Consider the following 19,476-nt stretch of genomic DNA (forward strand, 5'->3'; position numbering starts at 1 on the left):
TGCGCAGCTCAGGTTAATTAATAAGAAAACTTAGCGAAAAAAAGCCCGAACTTAATTCGGGCTTTTTCATTTTAAACAATTGCTAGATTATTTAGCAGTTTTCTTTTTCTTCTTCGGCTTGTCTTCTTCAACCCACTTACCGTTTTCGTAAGTTGCTTTCCAACCGGTCGCTTTGCCTTCCACTTCAGACATTACGTATTGAGTTTTAGTCTTACGTGAGTAACGGACAACAGCTAAATTGCCTTCAGAATCTTTCTGTGGTGCATCAGCTAAATAATAGAATTTAGGAGAAATTCTATCTCTGAACTGTTTTAACTCAGCAACCTTAGGTGCACGAGTTTCCCTCGATTTAGGGAATGTGTGCGCCGCTAAGAAAATCCCAGAAGCACCATCACGTAACACAAAATACGCCTCAGACTTTTCACAAGGTAATTCTGGTAAATGAACAGGATCTTCTTTCGGTGGCGCTGGCTCACCGCTTTTCAGAAGTTTACGTGTATTTTTACAGTCTTCATTGGTACAACCGAAATATTTACCAAATCGACCTGACTTAAGCTGCATCTCTGAGCCACATTTATCACAGTCAATAACTGGGCCGTCATAACCTTTGATCTTAAACGTGCCTTGTTCAACGATATAACCGCTACAACCTGGGTTGTTACCACAAACATGAAGCTTACGGGTTTCATCAATTAGATAAGAATCCATCGCTGTTTCACAAATTGGGCAACGTTTCATCTGCATGAGTGTTTCAGTTTCAACGTCTTCTACATCTGCCGCAACTGCTTCATCTCCAGAGACTAGGTTCATCGTTGTCGTACAACGCTCTTTCGGCGGTAAATTATAACCTGTACAGCCTAAGAAAACCCCGGTAGAAGCCGTGCGAATGCCCATCTTGCGATTACAAGTCGGACAATCAATATCAGTCTCAACCATAACGTTCTGACGCATACCGCCATTTTCTTCGTCACCACCAGCAACTTCTAACTGCTCTTTGAAATCAGCGTAGAATTTATCAAGTACCTGAGTCCAGACACGCTCGCCTTCAGCGATGTCATCTAAACGCCCTTCCATCTTTGCGGTGAAGTCAAAGTTCATTAGGTCGTTGAAGTTCTCAACTAATCTGTCAGTAACGATCTCGCCCATTTTTTCAGCGAAGAAACGACGGTTTTCAACTCTAACATAACCGCGATCTTGAATGGTTGAGATAATTGCTGCGTATGTTGAAGGACGACCGATTCCACGCTTTTCAAGCTCTTTTACTAAACTCGCTTCAGAGTAACGTGCCGGTGGCTTGGTAAAGTGCTGCTTAGGGTCTAAAGCCACTAGGTCAACATTATCGCCCACAGCTACCGCTGGTAGAGATTGATCTTCTTCGTTTTTCTTACGAACAGAAGGCTGTACTTTAGTCCAACCATCAAAGCGTAGTACTCGACCACGGGCTTTTAGCGTGTAATCGCCAGCACCAACTGTAATGGTTGTTAAGTCATATTCAGCAGGCGTCATTTGACAAGCTACGAATTGACGCCAAATAAGCTCATATAGCTTTTTAGCATCAGCATCAACGCCTTCTACATGACCCGATAACACATTTACATCAGATGGACGAATTGCTTCGTGTGCTTCTTGTGCATTACCTTTTGCGCTGTATTTAATCGGATTCTCTGGTAAATATTTATTACCAAAATTATCTGTGATGTAGTCACGACACATTGCAACTGCATCATTTGATAAGTTGGTCGAGTCAGTACGCATATACGTTATGTAACCAGCTTCATAAAGACGCTGCGCAAGCATCATGGTTTTCTTAACACCATACCCTAAACGCGTACTTGCAGCCTGCTGCATCGTGGATGTGATGAATGGCGCGCTTGGCTTACTCTTACTTGGCTTTTCTTCTACTTTAACAACGCTTAATGAAGAAGACTCGATAGTATTAACCGCCGCCATAGCTTGAGCTTCGTTTACTGGCTTAAACGCTTGACCTTGGAACTTAGTCACCGCAAAGCGAACATCTTCAGCTTTTGTTTTTGTATCTGCGTGAATATCCCAATATTCTTCTGGAATAAATGCTTTTATCTCTCGTTCACGCTCTACAAGAAGTCTTACCGCAACCGACTGTACACGTCCCGCAGATAAACCACGAGCAACTTTCTGCCACAACAAAGGGGAAACCATAAAGCCCACGACACGGTCCAAGAAACGGCGCGCCTGTTGCGCGTAAACCATGTCTGTATTTAGTTGTCCTGGTGCTTCGAAAGCTTGTTGAATAGCATTTTTGGTGATTTCGTTGAAAACAACGCGTTTATATTTTTCTGGCTCACCACCTATGATCTCTTCAAGGTGCCAAGCAATTGCCTCTCCCTCTCTATCCAAATCGGTTGCGAGATAGATATGGTCAGCGTTTTCTGCCAGCTTTTGAAGTTCTTGTACTACCTTTTCTTTACCAGGTAGTACTTCATAATGTGGCTCCCAGCCTTGCTCAGGATCAATGCCCATACGAGCAACTAGATTCGCGTAATCTTTGTTCTTCTTATATATGGCTTTTTCTTCCGGAGACATTTTTCTTACTTCTGCCGGAGATTTGGTCGCTAGCCCTTTTGTTTTACCCGCACCTGAAGTCGGAAGGTCGCGAACGTGACCTACACTTGATTTAACAATGTAGTCTTTGCCTAAGTATTTATTAATTGTTTTCGCCTTTGCAGGTGACTCTACAATTACTAACGATTTGCCCATAGCTGCCTATTCTGACTCATCTTGGTGTATGCCCATCGGGCGTGAATATTTATAGGTATATCTACAAACACCTATTGTTACAAGCTTTTAATACAAAGTTTTAGCTGATTAATGAATAATTACACAGTTTTTGTTGCAATTTTAAGCAAAAATGTATCAAGCGATATATAAGCTGCGCAATATAATGGAAACAATACAAAAATGCCAACCGTTAGGTTGGCATTTTTTCAAGTGGGGTTAAGGGTTAGCGTCGTTTACGGTTAATGAATAAGAGATTACCTCATTAGATCCGTCGGGTTTCGTAAACGTAAACTGTATAGACAATAAGCCAGTCTCTTGTCCGTTTGATTCTACTTCACGACTTAAATTTGCGATTGCGTAACTGGTTTCAGATTCAATATTATTAGGCACAACAGCATCACCACCAAATAAATCTAACTTCCCATTAGTTGTTACAATCTCTATTTCTGTTCCTGCCGGTAAAGGGTTACCATTAATGTCTGAATAGAATATATACACAGGAATGCTCTCGACTCCTAAATCACCCAATGTCACCTGAGAGATGTCACAAAATGCAGAGGTATGAGACGCTTCTAGTATCAAGTTGTTTTGAGAAGCACAATTAGCACCACCAAAAGATGAATCTACCGCAAAACGTACATATGGCGTATCACCTGACATCACAATGCTAAATTGTTTGCGTACTTCGATTAACTCTTTTGAACAAGCCCCGGCTTCTTGAGCTGCTTCACTGCAAAGTAAACCGTTGTATATGCCATCTTCACTATCATGTAGGCCATTATTATTTATATCCCTAAAGGTTTCATTATGTCCACCATCACTGTTCCCTGGTGCACACGGGTCATCCGCATCTCCCTCTCTACAGGTTTGCGCATCAAAAGTGCCATTATCATTGATATCTAAGAATGCTTCAGGTAAATCAAATGCAGAATGAAACTCACCTTCGTCAAAACGGCCATTGCGATTATCTGGCCCAGGCTTATCAACGAAAGTCTCTTGCCCTTTTGCTGTTACTAAGAAACTGACTCGTCCACCACGAATAATATTTCTATCACCATCGACTGTAGGGTAAGCTCCAATACATGGTGCAGAACTGCCAAAGTACAGGTCACACACATCTGAAATGGTATTATTCCAATCACTACCCGAGAAAGGTGCATCACCCTGATTTCGCCAAGTTAGCGTACAAGTTGCGTCTGTGCTTTGACAATTATAAAGCTCATTAAACTGTTCTCCATCAAATGTACCGACTACACCCGTTTCGGATTGAACGGTTGCGGTCACGCCATCACCACTTAGCTGATTAAATTGATCACCGAAGTAAATATTAATATCTACCGTTGCACCAATGTGTGTTAGAGAATTTAAATTTAACGTCACAGGTGCTGCATCGAAGCTATCTTGATCAGTCACGCCAGAGCTTAATAATATGCGCGAAGAGACACCCGTAATTTGCTCAGAAATAGGCACTAATACATACCCGCCAGCCGGACAGTCATCGGGACGAGGCTCAACATCACAACGATCAAATTCATCTGGCCAACAGGTTACTTGTTGATCAGTACCTTCAACTTGGTCAATTAAGTCATCTGGAATATAACATGCTTGAACCACTAATGGTCCTGGGACAATACCTGAAGTGACTGTGGTTTGCGCCTTACCTTCATTATCTGTACTGCTCGAGGATTGCGTTAATCCAGCAGCACCAATGCTGTCAGTGAGTCTAAAGTCGATACGCTTTTGTTTAATCGGGTTGGTGTCTTCATCTAACAGCTGGAATTCAACCACAGATAAGGTAGGCGCTCCCCCTTCACCTGGAGGCAGTGCTATAAACTGTTCAAAGTTTTCATTGGTTGTTAAGAACTTAAGCGCTTGAGCTGGTGATTCGCTCACGGTTAACTCAATTGAGTTAACAAAGTTATTACCACCTGCTTCTACCGTTGCGGTAATAGTATCTGTGATACTACAACCATTTGCTCTATAAGTAGCGGTAGCTTCACCATTTGAAGATTTTACTTGTGCATCCAGTTGCGCCTCATCATTTGCAGCACACACTGAAGAAAAGTTTACATCTGCAGGCGTTAAATATAGATTACCTTCTTCATCACGAAGCGTCGCAGTAATAACTGTACTACCACCCGCTTTAAGTTCTGTTGCACCTTCATCTAAACCATTATCTAAACTAATGACTAAATCGACTACACCTACAGAGAAGTTACTGTTGCTGGTTTCACTATCAAATGACACAGAAACAGTACCTGCACCACCACTGTCGCCCGGCTGAAGCTTGAGCAATGCTACACCAAATTCATCAGTGAGCGCTGTGCCGCTACTTGGCAAAATTTGGCCAATTGTAGTTGTAACATTGACGATTTCACGAGTTAAAGCTGTGCCGCTTTGTTTTGATGAGAGTTTTACAAATACTTCGGCTAACTCATTAGAACTAATACGACTTGAATCAGAACAACCTGTCGATGGGTCATCAGGGTTTAACTCAACTGTCGAACGGTTTTCATCCCAGTCGTCATTACAGTTTGTCAAAATACGCACATCAATGTCGTATGTACTTGTTTCTTCCCTTGGGTTACCAGAAGAATGGAAAAATGCATTTTCAGTAAAAGCAAGATTTTCTGTTTGATTGTAAGTAACAGAGAACTCACCTAAACCCGCTTCTGTGGTTGGCACTAACTCGAAGGTTGCTTGACCACTTGTATCTGTCGCAATTTTACCGTTACTAGGGCGGGTTGTCGCAATTGCATCACCTTGCACTAAAATTAATGCATTGCTGATGGGCTGGTTATTCTCAGTTAGCGTGACAGTTACATAACCGTTTGTATTTGCTGAAACCGGGTTTTCTGAGGTAATTGGTTGACCTGACTCATCGAGTACGTCCCCGACATTCAGTGTGATGCCACCTGTGCCAGTAGTGTCAAAATCTAAAGTTGCAACCAGGTCGCCGCCCTCTTTTTCAAACGTCACTGTTGCACGACCTGCGCCTTCTAAATCGTTATCAAGGAGCCTAACCGAAGCTACACCTTGGCTGTTTGTTAAAATTGAGCCTGATGAGTGATCTAAAGTAGCAAATTGATCCACTGTAAATTGCACTCGACTGTTTTGAACTGGTGAATTATTAAATAATAGTTGCGCTTCTAAGATTAATGGATTTGTGCCTGATAACTGGTTAGACACATTTGAATCACTCTCATTTTTTGCTACAAACACAAATTTATAAGGGTCTACATCAAACTTAGGGTTGCCATCAGTGTAATATGGCTCTACACCAACAACATCAGAATTATCGTTATGTGTATAAGTCGCTGTGAGTGCCTCAGCTCCCGTTTCAGTATTTGCCTGCAAAACTAACGTTGCACGGCCATTTGAATCAGTAACCACTCGACCATCACTTGGTACTGTCACCCCTTTTAAACCAACATCGACTGTAATAAATTTATCGATAAGTGGCGTATTACCTTCGCTTAGTGAAATAGTCACAAATGCATCTTTATTTTCACCAATGCGATTTGCATCAGTGATCTCGTTACCACTTGAGTCAGTAATTGAAATATCTATCGCAATACTATCTGTACTGAACCCCATTGAAAAATAGGTATCTTGAACATTTAAATCTTCTGTTGAAGGTATCTGACTTGTACCTTTATAGCTGGCAGTAATTATCCCTAAACCATTATTGGTATTAGGTCTTAGGATGAACATTGCTTCGCCATTTGACTGAGTTAGACGACTTGTGAAATCTAGATCTCCTTGCTCTCCAGGATTAACTTCGACAATTGCACCTGGCTTTGCAATTTGATCTTCGACTACTTTCACCGTCACAATCGCTGGTTTAGCAACGCTTAGTGGGTTTGACTCATTTATGGCATTACCTTCACTATCGAGCACTGTTATGCTCATTTGGATACCACCATCACCTAAAGATGTATAATTGAAACTCTGAATAACCTCAGTGCCAGACTGGGAAGTGAAAGTAACATTAACAATACCGCTACCTTTAACTTTGTTGGCTTTTAAAACCGTCGAAGCTTGACCATTTGCATCAGTCAGAGCAGATAACTTTTGTAATTCAGCCGTGTTGTCGCCTGTAAATTCGACTGTTTGATTACTCAGGGCTTGGCCGTTTAATGTAAGCGTTGCTTGTAATGTAATAGGTGTTGCAACACTTAAGTTTGAAAGGGACTCACCCGTTTCAGCATTAATACCTTTTAATGCAATTGCATAAATTTGCTCACCAAAAAATGGGTTGCCAAGTGTTGTAAAACTAGCAATCGATTGCTCTTCTTGATACGAAGCAATGACTTCACCTGCTCCAACTTCTTTTGTAGCTTGTATTGCTAACGCTGCAATACCTTGTGAATTTGTTTCTACTTTGGCGTTACTGTTAGTAAAAGCAAGAGTATCTAATTGAAAGTCAATGGCTTCGCCTGCGCGAGGATTACCATCAAAGAGTAACGTTGCTCGAACAAGACCTGTTTTAGATTGGCTTAAAGGATTGTCGGCACTAATTGGGTTACCTTCAATATCAACAACCTCAGTTAAGAGTCTAAGTCCACCATCGCCCATGCCTGAATAATCTATGCTTTGTTCTAACGTACTTTCTGATAAAGACACAGAAGCTGTTATAGCACCCGCACCTTGTTGATTTGTAGGCATGAGTTTAACTGTTGCTTTACCATTGCTATCAGTTAAAACTGAACTTGCGCCGTCAAATCGAGCATAAACATCTGTAGTGAAGTTAACGCGTGTGTTAGCAACTGCAGCACCATCATTTTTTAAGGTCGCTTCAATTGTAAGTGGCGTTTCAAGGGAAAGCTCACTGGTTTGTTCGAGAATAGTTAAGGTTAACTGATAGTCATCAGTGGAACCTCCGCCACCTCCACCATCATCTTTATCAATTGTTCCACCGCCACCACATGCAGTGACTAAAAAGGAAAACAGCAATATGCAAAACCAGCGCATTAAAGGCATTAACCTCTCTCCCTAGCTGAATTAAAATTATTATCACCTCATGTTACCTTATAAAGTGATTAAAAATCACAACTTTTTCTTAACTATTTAACGTTTTTTTTTGGTCTCAGGGCACCATGCTAGTAGGCTATTATGAATTTAAAAAAATCTAACAATCGATATGACACAAAATAACAAGATGAGTTTAACCTCTCGCATCATGCTGGGCATGGTCGCGGGTGTTTTTTTAGGCCTGCTTTTCCAATTTATTCTTGGTGATAAAGAAGACGTTTTAATCCCTCTTGGGCTATTTGACCTAGCCGTTAAAGGCTTCTTCGTAGACGGCTTATTTCACATAGGCGGGCAAATTTTCATTGCCAGCTTAAAAATGTTGGTTGTGCCTTTAGTTTTCATTTCTTTGGTGTGTGGTACATGTAGCTTAAGCGACCCTAAAAAGTTAGGCCGTTTAGGTGGTAAATCAATCGCACTTTACTTAACCACAACAGCTGTTGCCATTACCGTCGCAATCTCACTTGCATTATTAGTTAGCCCTGGTGTGGGTTATGACGTACCTACCGAAGCGGCATTTGATGCAAAGCAAGCACCAACGCTGACTCAAGTTATCATTAATATGTTCCCTACCAACCCAATCAATGCCATGGCAGAAGGTAACATGTTGCAAGTTATCGTATTTGCACTTTTATTTGGTATTGCAATGGCACTGAGTGGTGAGCCGGGTAAACGTATTGCTAAAGTGTTTGATGATTTAAACACGGTTGTGCTTAAGCTTGTGACTATTTTAATGAACCTAGCACCAATTGGTGTTTTCTGTTTAATGGCTAAGTTATTTACAACCATTGAAATGGGTTTAATCCTTGGTTTAGCAAAATATTTCTTTACTGTATTGGCCGCTCTATTTATTCACGCACTGATCAACTACTCTGCACTTTTAAAAGTTCTAACGGGTTTAAGCCCTGTTACCTTCCTAACTAAGATGAAAGACGCATGTATGTTCGCATTCAGTACATCAAGCTCAAGTGCGACTATGCCAGTAACTCTCGAAACAGCCACTAAAAAGCTTGGTGCACACAACTCTGTTGCGTCTTTCACCGTGCCTCTTGGGGCGACAATTAACATGGATGGTACTGCCATCATGCAAGGTGTTGCGACTGTACTTATCGCGCAAGTTTTCGCTGTTGATTTAACAATTAGTGATTACCTAATGGTTATCCTAACCGCTACACTTGCTTCTGTGGGTACTGCAGGTGTGCCTGGTGTGGGTCTTATCATGCTTGCAATGGTACTTAACCAAGTAGGTCTGCCAGTTGAAGGTATTGCTATCATCATGGGTGTTGACCGACTGCTTGATATGACGCGCACAGCAGTAAATGTAACGGGCGACTGTATGGTAACGTGTGTTGTTGCCAAGTCTGAAAACGAGTTCGATACACATGTTTTCAATGATCCAAACGCTGCTAAAAATTTAGAAAAACTAGATTAAGCCTCGCAAGCCCCAGTATTTTAATTGCTGGGGCTTTTAGCTCCCTTGGGCAAGCAACTGCCTTTTAATTTATAACCCCCACCAAAAACCTGTTCAATTCATAACCAGTTCAGATTCAAGGCGTATCATACTCACCTAAGATTTATACGTTGTTACATATTAAGTCTTGTTTTTTATTTGGGTCACCCATAAATTGAAGTTATGGGTTTATTAGAGTGTTAAATACGGTGAAGTATGAACATAATTAAGATATTTACGCTTCTTTGCGTTTTCAGCTTAGTTAATGTCTCGACCGCGCAAGCTGCCGAGCACGACACTCTTTTGTCTGTAAATTCTGTGGCGATAGATCAAGATAATGTTAATGTCATCGACGATCTAGACGACACCATTATTTCTTCAGCAGATATAATCAAAGGCCCGATAAACCACTCTGAGTTTGTTCTTTCAATTTCTGCTACTACAGTACAAATTGAGTTTTCACCAATAAGAGCACCACCTATCAAAAATTAATATCGAACTTTCGTGCTTATTAATTTTTTAAAGAGGTGACTCATGAACGCATTTACACCATTAGAAACACAAACTGCATCTAACTTAACTTTTGCTCCTGTTAAATTTGCTAACACATATAATCAATTAATTGATGAAAATGAACCGGCTTTGCAGCTAATGCATAACCTTGTGCTTAACCCAATTCAGCATATTGAAATAGATACGCGTCTTGATGAGGTAGAGCTAATACTTAACAAAACACATCATAAAATGAGTTTTGTTATTGATGCCAAAGATAAAATAGTTGGCCTAATTTCAAATGCCAGACTAGGTAGCCGTCATATATTAGCGACCGCAGACAGACTAAATTGCCATCGTAAAGAGCTCACAATTGGCGATGTTATGTTACCAATCAATACGCTACAACAAACTAATTTGAAGCAAGTTGAGCACTCAACCGTTGGCAGTATAACCAAAACCATGGAACAAACAGGCTCAGAGTTCTTGCTTGTGACTGATGACACACAAAGCAATTTTATCGGCTATTTTGGGTTGATTGATTTAGCAAAAGTGGTTGGCTTAAATTTGTACACAGTGAAGCGTGCAAATAAATTCAGTGACATTGTAGATACCCTACTTCATCACACAGAGATTTGATTTACCCATTATCCCAAAGTAATGTAAGTTAAAGTACAAAGCGCCGAATGGCGCTTTTTTTGTGTCTAAATGCTAGTTGCTAATTTTACGTAAAATTAAATTTTACACCTGAAGATGTATTTATATGAACACTTTAGTAGTTTGAAAATAAACTAGCTTGAAAGTTAGAATGTAAGCTCTAAACTTATTTTTGTAAGGCAATATAAATAAAGGATTTATAATGAACAAGCTAACTCTAATTTGCATATCTTTGCTTTCTTTTTCTGCATTCTCATCTCCTGATAAAATTGCTTCTCATGAAGCTTACAATCATCTAAATTCACTTGTCACTGTATGCGGACAATTAAGTGATGTCAGAAAATTAAGAGAAAATATCAAACTCGATGTAGATGGAAAATACCCAAACTCTAATCTTAGCTTTTCCGTTAATTCACATATCGCTAAAAAGCTTCAAAAAAAGTAGGGAGGCTTTAAAAACACAGAAGGGCAAACTATCTGTGCTTCAGGTGTTGTAGAAGAAGTCAGAGGTGAACTTCAAATCACACTACATCATCAAAGAGATATCGAGATAATCAATAACAATTCTCTGCTAAATGTTTGGATGCAAAACATAGCAACTTATTTTTTGCATTCAATTATAAAAACCTCAATTCTAGATTCGGCTGCCTACCTAAAAAAATTATAAAATCGAAATTATTAGTTAAGTTTGATATTTTTTAGTGTATGACGCCGTAGAAAAATAAAAATTAATCATCTAAAAATAATCAGTTACGTATAACATGTCGTTAAGAGCATCCCTGCTATTTTTTACAAAACTATTTGATAAAAACAATAACACATTGTTTTATATAACTTTGTAACTTTATAGAGCAAAAGTCCCTTTCAATATATAAATTAGATTTCATGTATAAGAACACCTTAAAAAATGTACTTTTACCTCTCAAATTTGGAAGCTAGGTTAAAACGCTGTAATAGAAAGAAGATCAAGACAGCTTTGATTCAGAACACTTACTTGGTCTGAACAAGTAAATTGAAGCAGTAAGCAGCCATTTTTATAAAAAGATTTGATTCAGTATTGACTTAAAACCAACTCTCAAATAGTCTTGATATGTTATATCAAAACACAGTGTATTTTTGTGAAATCAAGCTTTTCAATTTTTAAAAACACAACCACCACGACAACCACCTAATTGTCGTGTTAGCACTTGTTTGATTAAAAAAGGCTGACATGAATTGTCAGCCTTTTTAGTATGTTCAGTTCATGTCACACATTAACGAAACTTAAAGTGAGACAACAATGATTAATGAACACCGCAAACTTGGTAAACAGCTCCAGCTTTTCAATATATCAGAAAACTCCGTAGGTATGGTTGACTGGTATCCTAAAGGACATGAATTGTATAGGCGTATTGAGGGCTATATACGCTCAATGTTAGATAGATATGACTACAAAGAAGTAAAAAGTCCTGTTCTTGCAAACGATTCTCTTTGGCAAAACTCGGGACATAGTGAGAAGTATAGCGACAACATGTTCCATCTCTCGCAAAATAACATTTCTGTTAAACCGATGAGTTGCCCCTTTCACATTAATATATTCAACGACATGGTTCACTCCTACAAAGAGCTACCTTTTCGTGTTGCTGAGTTTGGTCTTTGCCACAGAAATGAACCTTCAGGTGCATTAAACGGTCTTTTTAGGCTCAGAGCATTTAACCAAGATGATGGGCATATATTTTGTCGTGAAGCACAGATTAAGAATGAATTAAAACTCTACTGTCAGTTACTTTTCGAGATGTACCAATTCTTCGGATTTAGCAGAGAGTTGATTAAAGTTAAAGTTGCATTACGGCCCGATAATAAGCTAGGGTCTGATAAATTATGGGATCGTTCTGAAATGCTCTTACAAGAAGGGTTGGCTGAACAAGATATTGTTTTTGAACTTGTAGAAGGCGAAGGTGCTTTTTACGGTGCAAAAATAGAATTTATTCTTAAAGACTCACTGGGTAGAGACTGGCAATGTGGAACATTTCAACTGGACTACTTTCTCGCAGAAAAATTCGACTGTGCATTTATTAACGAAGCAGGTGAAAAGGAGCACCCTGTTATTTTACATAGAGCAGTGCTGGGATCACTTGAGCGTTTTATCGCAGTCTTGCTTGAACACTACCATGGTCGTCTGCCTGTCGCTTTAAACCCTTATTCAATTGTACTGTTACCTGTTTCGAAAGAACATATTGATTATTGTCAGGAACTTAAATCTCAATTGAAGTGTGCCAATATTTCTTGCTTTATCGATGACTCAAATAATAGCATTGGCTATCGAGTTAGAGATGCATTCAAGAAAAAATGTAATTTCAGTATTGTGATCGGAGACGAGGAAATTGCATCTAATCAACTTAACCTTAGATATAAAAAGACTAGTTCTAGTGTTCATTCTTCTAACTTAAATCGTTTTCTACTGAGTCATTAGTCTAACTATTTATAGAAGACTCCCCTAAATAGCCCATCAGAAAAAATGATGGGCGTCGATATTTACTTCACGATAAGATTGGATTGAAAAAATTGGCGCAAAAAAACTATACAGGGCATTAACCGTTTCTTACCAAGCAATGTGTACATTGATTTTGCAGTACCTGAATATTCCGACTTAAACCCAAGCAAGGACGCAGAATAATGGACCTTATACACCTTAAACAGATTTTGCAGTTTGTGATCATCAGTATGGCCGCCGCTGCCATTCAGCTCTATTTATCGCCTCACGCATTTACTTTTGATCGTTACTTTTTTAATGCGCTAATGGCATTACTTGCGGCTTATTTGGTATCAAGCTTCTGTGACTTTTGGCAAGTAGCCGAAAGCGCCCGCCCTGGCTTTATTGGTGTGGGTGCTTTTTTGGCCCCGCACTTGTTTAATGGTCTGAATAATTTGGGGCAAAGGTTTAGTAAAGATCCTATGAATATGATTAATAAGTTTAGGGGTAAATAATGGGCTGGCTATCAAATATTTTTAACGTGGGTACAGCTGAACCAGTTGAAGCCGTTGGTGATGTACTCGACGAATTGTTTACCTCAAAAGAAGAAAAGTTAACTCTTGAGACAGTAAAGCAACGACTAGCGCAAAAGCCGCAATTGGCTCAAACCAAAGTGAATGAAGTGCAGGCAGCACACCGCAGCATTTTTGTTGCGGGTGCTCGGCCTTTCTTAATGTGGGTATGTGGGTTGGGTTTTTTATTTGCCTTTGTGATCAACCCCCTTCTCACTTGGCTTTTTCCTGACATGGGCAAGCCTGAATTGCCTCTTGAAGTAATGCTTGAGCTTACGCTTGCAATGCTCGGCCTTGCTGGCTTAAGAACAGTAGAGAAACTGAAGGGAGTGAGTAAGTAAAGTAGAGAAAAATAAAGGGATTAAATTTGTATCTAAATGATGGGACTAGATAAGATCTGATAGTCCCATATATACCAATAACTATTATTCGTAACGCTTGCAGCAACGGTAAATTTTGCTGGGCTTGTTTTTACGCGTGAAGCGCAATAGCAAAAAGCGACACAGTAAAATTTGTCCGATGACTACACTTGTTAACTACCTATTATTACAAATATTGTTGCTCAATATCTACTGGAGATTGTTCTCGGTTATCCATACCATAATCTCGCAAAACATTTGCAACACGCAATCGGTAATCTTCAAACAAGCTATTTCTTCCTTCCCTTTGGGCTTCACGATGAGCCAATTGGTTTCTCCATAGTTTAACCGAATTTTCATCCCTCCAAAATGAAAGAGAAAGGTATCGGCTAGGGTTTGAAATGCTCTGAAATCGCTCTATGGATATAAATCCATCCATTTCAGATAAAAGTACTTTCAAATCTCCAGCAATTTCAAGGTATCTGTCTTTACCGTTTTCTTTTAGTGTAACTTCAAAAATAACAGCAATCATATTGAAGCCTTTGGCGACTGCTTGTAAGTCGCTGGAACAATTTTTAAAAATGAACGATTTTCTTGTGTAATGAATTTCTCTTTTTGAGCAAAAATGAAGTTTTTCTTTCCCTCATTATCTTCTCTAAGTCTCGCTCTATAGCGCTCGTAATCAGCCAAACTGTTGAAGCTGATCAATCCAAATGCTGTATCATTGGTTCCTTCGTGAGGTAAGAAGTAACCTATCAAATCCCCACCACATGCTGGTATGATTTTACCCCAATTCTCCGCATATTCTTGAAATAGTGTAATTTTCGATGGATCAATTTTATATTCAATAAAGCATGTTATATTCATTGGCATTGCCTCCTATGTTTTTTTCAGGCAGTCTACCGACCTAGAAAAACATTGCTTCGATACACATCGAACTATAGAGAAACTATAAAATTGGAACCCAATATTTCTTTTATTTCCAGCTTGATAGGAGACTCTGCTCGTGCTCGTATGTTAACCGCGTTAATGGGTGGAAAAGCGCTAACAGCTACTGAGTTAGCATTAGAGGCAGAAGTAACGGCACAAACCGCAAGCAGCCACTTGGCAAAACTTGTAGACGGACAGTTATTGATTGTCCGAAAGCAAGGCCGCCACAAATACTTCCAACTTCATCGTCAAGATGTAGCACAACTTATCGAGCAGTTACTAAACGTGACTTCTAGTAGAAGTCCCCCTAAAGCTATTACGGGGCCTACCGACCAAAGGCTCAGAAAAGCTCGTATTTGCTACGATCATTTAGCGGGAGAGTTCAGCGTTGCCCTTTATGATGCGCTTGTATCAAATGGACATATAGTAGATAAGGGATGTGAAACTATTTTATCAAATCAAGGGCGTGCATTTTTTCGCGCCTTAGGTGTAAACTTCGATGATCTATCAAAAAGCAAGCGGCCAGTGTGTAAGTCTTGTTTAGACTGGAGTGAAAGACGTAATCATTTAGCTGGTAGCTTAGGTCATTGGATATTAGAAGATTTATTAGCAAAAAAATGGGCTTACAGAGATCTAGATTCTAGGGCTATCAGTTTTACCTCAAAAGGGCTGATTTCATTTGCCAAAATGTATGATATTGCGAGTTTGCCTCGGTCTGCACCAAGCAATTAACGCCCGCTTATGGGGCGCAAAAAAGCTTGGCTAAAATTAAGGAACGAAGTGACGCAGCCAAGCTTTTTTCGTCCCATCATGAAGCGTTTGTAATACCTACTTTTTAACATGAATGACATTGTAGGAGGTGACATTTATTTTAACCTTTTTGCAAGGATCTTCAGGGTCACCACCAATACAATATCCTGTAAACCAAATATCACCTAAGCCTATATGCATTCCATAAGAATTAGCAAAAAGGTCTCCAAATGTCTGCTTTTCAACCCTTTCTAACATTTCACTGGTTATAATGTTTTTGTAGTTTTTGATGAATTCATTTTTATTTTTATAATATTTAGTATCGCCATCAAAATTAACTCTAATCGGATATTCATTGAAGTTGGCAACTTTTCCTATATCTTTTGCTACAAGGGCATTCTTTAATTCGTAGAAAAAACTTTCATATATATCACTTTCCCCATATAAAAACTTGAGCCGCTCTCTAAATTCTTCATCTGTTCCAGCAAAGGTACCGCAAGACATTATGACTATTAACAAAGTAAGAAAATTTTTCATGTTCACCTGTAGGTATAACGCCGCAAGCAACTGCGGTTTAAAGTGGCTTGTAGCGCAGCGGAAAGACGCTTTAAACCGTCAGATTGCCTTGTTAGCATTTAGTCTTCGTCTTCCGCGCATATTATACCTATGTTTTTTCCATCCATCACCACCACTGCCATCTCCATTGTTGATTGAGTTATAGAGTTCCAACCCGCTGAGTTCTCGGTAATATGGCCATTAGATAGAAATTTGGAATTCCATGGTTCAAACTGACAAAGAAATTTATTGGCTACATGCTTAGCCGTTTTAAGGGGCATCATTTCAACGCTATAAGCTAAACTCTCATGAAGTATCTTTGATAGCAACTCTGCTGCTTCCTCTTTATTCAGTAGATGCCATTGCTTACCTAGGCCATTGAACCCAAACTTTTGAACATATCTATCTGCACACTCAAATTCAGATTTTGATGGTTCCCTTATTAAGTCCCTATCAACCGTAAGTATGCCCTCAATACCTTCATGCGAGTCTAGAAAATTTTTAATTTCTTCGTAGGTTTCCATATAAATGCTAACAATTTAATATCGACCCATTGGGTCGTTTTTCTACCGAGCCCCGGGTCGTTTTTGTCATTGTACCAGTTTTATCACACTAACTAACTTGTTGCTAGAGATATACTTTTAACCAATATGGAAAAGATGAAAACGACCCAATGGGTCGATTTCATGACTATGGGAGAAACACAAAGAAACTGGGCACAAAAACAGTGCTTCAAAATAATTTTCTAATTGCCGCTGTTCACTTGCAGCAGCTATTTAATAAATGTAAGTACAGACCAAGTTAAACGTTATCTAGTTCTTTTATCTTCTCAACAATTGCGGCTTTATTTTCAAGCTTTGTTAAAGCCGCTGAAAAATTTGGCATTTCTACACCATTAATCACCGCCGCAGCCTTCTTATCCATGCCCCTTACCAGGTAATCATTAAGCGCACTGATCACACTCTCACTTTGTATTCGAGTTAATGATAAAAGTAACTCAAAGCGCTCTTGTGTTTGCATTCCTTTAAATAGGTATTTCATAAAATAGTTATGATTTAACTATTAATTATTTAAGTTTATTTGAGTTTTCAGTTTTTACAATGATTTTTAAGGTTGTGTTGTCACTTTCATGTCAAAACATGTCACAACTTTGACATTCTGATCTTTTTGTTTTTGTTTTTGTTGTCAGATCCTTTATTTACTTAGCTTTACTTTAAATGCCTTTTCACTAGGCTTGTCAATTTGACGCATTTTTTGTGCGAAAGCGGAAGGCGAGGAGAAGTGAATTTTTTGGCTTTTTTGTTTTTCAAAAGTATTAACTGGGCTTGTTTGCCAAGCATGAAAAAACTGTATATAATTACAGTTAATTTTAAAGGATGGTGTATCGATTTATGCGAGTGATTTGTCCGAACTGTGGAAGCAAAGCAACAATAACTTCAAGAGAAGAACAGTCAGCGCACGTGTGCAATTTATATGTGAGTTGTACTAATACCAAAGAGTGTGGCGCAACCTTTGTTTCAACCTTGGCGTTCGCTCACTACCTAAACCCGCCAAGAAAAGACACAGCACAAATGGCCACGTTATTAATTAAGAATTTATCAAAAGCTGAACAATTAGAATTGGTTGGTTTTTCAAATTAACTTACTAAAGCGTTCTTCGCTTGTTTCTTGTATTTCAAAATTGGTTAGAATTAAGCTAGGTGATGAAATCAATTGCTTAAATAAAGCGGACTGGTTATTGGTAATGGGTATTTGAAATTAGAAAAGCGTATGTAACATACGCTTAAGCATTTATGTTTATGAAAGCCTTTGCAGCTGACAAATGAATGAAACATACAGATGCTTGGTACAATTTTTTTAACGCATCCACAGTAAAGCGAATGTAGTTCCATTCGGTTCAGCGTTTGTTCTACAGTGAGTAGAGCCTCTTCCACCTGGGAGGTATTCACCACGCGCAACCCAACAATGAGTAGAACCATATAAATCCAATTGCCAACCTACTTGATAAGTAGGCCTGTAAACAGTGTCGTTCCATTTCAAATAGTCTGGATTAACACAACTCTCTTTATGAGTACTAACATCGAAGTAATTTGTTCTACAGGAAGGGGTATTTATTAACTTAGGCATGTTATCAACACGGTCTAAGTAACCCCAAGAATAACGAACAAGCTCAAGTTCTGACATTGATAAGTTGTTTGCAAATGCTTCTTTATTGCTATTGCACTTTTGACCCGTAGGGCAAGCGATTTGCTCCTTGGCATCTGTGAATCTAGCAAGACTACCTTGATAAAGCCACAAACTGGTTGGATTCGTTGGGTTTGTTTCTGGCACACTCCCGTATTCATTAATACGTCTAATGCCGCCTGCTGAGGTACTTGGATAAGCCCCAACTAAAGTCCAACCACCGTCGTGAGAAGTCATGTCGCAATAAACAGATATTGGTTGGTTATTATCGTCAACTATTTCGTAAACACCATCTCCGTTACTCATTCCGGAATCTAAAATTTGCTTACATGTAGTAAAAACGTCTTGTTGACTATTTACTAGCCCCCAATCGCCAAAGCTGCCATCTTCGCCATGCCAACTGCCTTGGTAACCACCACCTTCACTTTTATGGCCTGAGTAGAATTGGCTTTTGCCGCTAATTAGATCATTTATTTCAAAACGAATTATCTTTTCATTTGCACTTATATCACCAGAAAGGATTTTATTATTCGCGGTGGCGATAAAATGTGAGTGAAACCCTTGAAGAATAAAGTCAGTTGTTGTTTCGTTCATTAAAACACCATTGTGTTCAAAATCCTTCTTTAGAATAAATGAACCCTCAACTTTTTTTTGATTAGCATAAACAAAACTACTCAATAAAGATAATGCAGACACTGTTAGAACTGTTTTTTTAATTATCACAATCAAATCCTTGTTTTTTCGGTAGTAAAATTGATTCAAACTCAAATCTCGAGGTAAACCTGGTTTAGCCAGCTCTTCACGTAAAGCTTTAAAGTAAGTTACCGACAGTAATGATTCACAATCTTGACCTGTAACATTACCTGATAAATTATGAGCTAGCCGATTACGTATTTTGTTAAGTTGTCTAATGCCGATGGCTAGTTCTTTCGTTTCATCAGAATAGTCTTCTATTGACGATAATTTTGAGCAAATGGAAGTCGAGCTTCTTGTATATTTCCAAGAACAGGGTTGAACGAAACAAGGTATTCTGTTTCGAAGTGCTCAACGAATAGGTAAACTCTTAATATTCCGCCAATAGAATCAACATCTTGGTTCCATTTATCATTAATTAGAGCAAGCTTGAGCCGATCTCCTCATTGAGCTTATCCTTGCCTCCTGACAACTCAATAACTCTTTTCGCTATATATTCATGATCGATATTCAAAACCTTCCCCGAAAACATAACAGCTTAATCTTTACCAAAATGGTCTGTTTAAACACCCCGAAACGGTTTATAGTATTCATC

The 19,476-nt window shown here is 39.0% G+C and carries 17 protein-coding genes; 9 read left to right on the forward strand and 8 right to left on the reverse strand.

Going from position 1 to position 19,476, the window contains the following annotated elements; all coding sequences use genetic code 11:
* Positions 1 to 87: 87 nt before the first annotated feature.
* Positions 88 to 2,736: a type I DNA topoisomerase gene (topA, locus tag CWB72_RS09715; RefSeq protein ID WP_138630978.1), complete on the reverse strand. Its 2,649-nt coding sequence runs from the start codon at positions 2,734 to 2,736 to the stop codon at positions 88 to 90.
* 237 nt (positions 2,737 to 2,973) lie between these two features.
* A complete protein-coding gene (locus tag CWB72_RS09720) occupies positions 2,974 to 7,740 on the reverse strand; it encodes an Ig-like domain-containing protein (protein WP_138630980.1) in 4,767 nt (1,588 codons plus the stop codon).
* A gap of 160 nt (positions 7,741 to 7,900) precedes the next feature.
* On the opposite strand from CWB72_RS09720, the gene CWB72_RS09725 reads away from it, so the two are divergent.
* From CWB72_RS09725 to CWB72_RS09755, 7 genes are all read left to right on the forward strand, one after another.
* Entirely contained in the window at positions 7,901 to 9,220 is a 1,320-nt protein-coding gene (locus tag CWB72_RS09725; protein WP_138630982.1) for a dicarboxylate/amino acid:cation symporter, read from the forward strand.
* A gap of 234 nt (positions 9,221 to 9,454) precedes the next feature.
* Entirely contained in the window at positions 9,455 to 9,730 is a 276-nt protein-coding gene (locus tag CWB72_RS09730) for a hypothetical protein (protein ID WP_138630984.1), read from the forward strand.
* Between the two features lie 42 nt (positions 9,731 to 9,772).
* Positions 9,773 to 10,369 (forward strand): hypothetical protein, encoded by a 597-nt coding sequence (locus CWB72_RS09735; protein WP_138630985.1) that lies wholly within the window; start codon positions 9,773 to 9,775, stop codon positions 10,367 to 10,369.
* A 220-nt stretch (positions 10,370 to 10,589) separates the two neighbouring features.
* The gene (locus CWB72_RS09740; RefSeq protein WP_138630987.1) at positions 10,590 to 10,832 is read left to right on the forward strand and encodes a hypothetical protein; all 243 of its coding nucleotides are present in this window, start codon (positions 10,590 to 10,592) and stop codon (positions 10,830 to 10,832) included.
* A gap of 834 nt (positions 10,833 to 11,666) precedes the next feature.
* Positions 11,667 to 12,839: a threonine--tRNA ligase gene (gene thrS, locus CWB72_RS09745; protein ID WP_138630989.1), complete on the forward strand. Its 1,173-nt coding sequence runs from the start codon at positions 11,667 to 11,669 to the stop codon at positions 12,837 to 12,839.
* 203 nt (positions 12,840 to 13,042) lie between these two features.
* Positions 13,043 to 13,354 (forward strand): hypothetical protein, encoded by a 312-nt coding sequence (locus CWB72_RS09750; protein ID WP_138630991.1) that lies wholly within the window; start codon positions 13,043 to 13,045, stop codon positions 13,352 to 13,354.
* On the forward strand, positions 13,354 to 13,752 hold the full coding sequence (locus CWB72_RS09755) for a 3TM-type holin (protein WP_138630993.1): 399 nt from the start codon (positions 13,354 to 13,356) through the stop codon (positions 13,750 to 13,752). The genes CWB72_RS09750 and CWB72_RS09755 overlap by 1 nt, the downstream gene beginning before the upstream one ends.
* Before the next feature lie 205 nt (positions 13,753 to 13,957).
* Here CWB72_RS09755 and CWB72_RS09760 read toward each other — a convergent pair whose 3' ends face one another.
* Positions 13,958 to 14,302 (reverse strand): antibiotic biosynthesis monooxygenase family protein, encoded by a 345-nt coding sequence (locus tag CWB72_RS09760; protein WP_138630995.1) that lies wholly within the window; start codon positions 14,300 to 14,302, stop codon positions 13,958 to 13,960.
* Positions 14,299 to 14,637 carry an NIPSNAP family protein gene (locus CWB72_RS09765; RefSeq protein ID WP_138630997.1) on the reverse strand — a complete coding sequence of 113 codons (339 nt, stop codon included), beginning with the start codon at positions 14,635 to 14,637 and terminating at the stop codon, positions 14,299 to 14,301. The genes CWB72_RS09760 and CWB72_RS09765 overlap by 4 nt, the downstream gene beginning before the upstream one ends.
* Before the next feature lie 90 nt (positions 14,638 to 14,727).
* Here CWB72_RS09765 and CWB72_RS09770 point away from each other — a divergent pair, with 90 nt between their 5' ends.
* Positions 14,728 to 15,432 (forward strand): ArsR/SmtB family transcription factor, encoded by a 705-nt coding sequence (locus CWB72_RS09770; RefSeq protein WP_138630999.1) that lies wholly within the window; start codon positions 14,728 to 14,730, stop codon positions 15,430 to 15,432.
* Positions 15,433 to 15,528: 96 nt separating this feature from the next.
* Here the strand turns inward: CWB72_RS09770 and CWB72_RS09775 are convergent, their stop codons facing one another.
* The 3 genes from CWB72_RS09775 to CWB72_RS09785 form a co-directional block, all read right to left on the reverse strand.
* Positions 15,529 to 15,954 (reverse strand): hypothetical protein, encoded by a 426-nt coding sequence (locus tag CWB72_RS09775; RefSeq protein ID WP_212747884.1) that lies wholly within the window; start codon positions 15,952 to 15,954, stop codon positions 15,529 to 15,531.
* A gap of 131 nt (positions 15,955 to 16,085) precedes the next feature.
* A complete protein-coding gene (locus tag CWB72_RS09780) occupies positions 16,086 to 16,529 on the reverse strand; it encodes a hypothetical protein (RefSeq protein WP_138631003.1) in 444 nt (147 codons plus the stop codon).
* Positions 16,530 to 16,806: 277 nt separating this feature from the next.
* A complete protein-coding gene (locus tag CWB72_RS09785) occupies positions 16,807 to 17,046 on the reverse strand; it encodes a PapB/FocB family fimbrial expression transcriptional regulator (RefSeq protein ID WP_138631005.1) in 240 nt (79 codons plus the stop codon).
* 350 nt (positions 17,047 to 17,396) lie between these two features.
* Between CWB72_RS09785 and CWB72_RS09790 the strand changes: the two genes are divergently transcribed.
* Complete coding sequence (locus CWB72_RS09790) at positions 17,397 to 17,645, forward strand: ogr/Delta-like zinc finger family protein (RefSeq protein ID WP_138631007.1); 249 nt, start codon at positions 17,397 to 17,399, stop codon at positions 17,643 to 17,645.
* A 216-nt stretch (positions 17,646 to 17,861) separates the two neighbouring features.
* Here CWB72_RS09790 and CWB72_RS09795 read toward each other — a convergent pair whose 3' ends face one another.
* Positions 17,862 to 18,911, reverse strand: coding sequence for a fibrinogen-like YCDxxxxGGGW domain-containing protein (locus tag CWB72_RS09795; protein WP_138631009.1), 1,050 nt, complete (start codon positions 18,909 to 18,911; stop codon positions 17,862 to 17,864).
* Between the last annotated feature and the right edge of the window lie 565 nt (positions 18,912 to 19,476).

Origin of the sequence: Pseudoalteromonas phenolica (assembly GCF_005886345.1) — a bacterium.
Classification (GTDB): Bacteria; Pseudomonadota; Gammaproteobacteria; order Enterobacterales; family Alteromonadaceae; genus Pseudoalteromonas; species Pseudoalteromonas phenolica_A.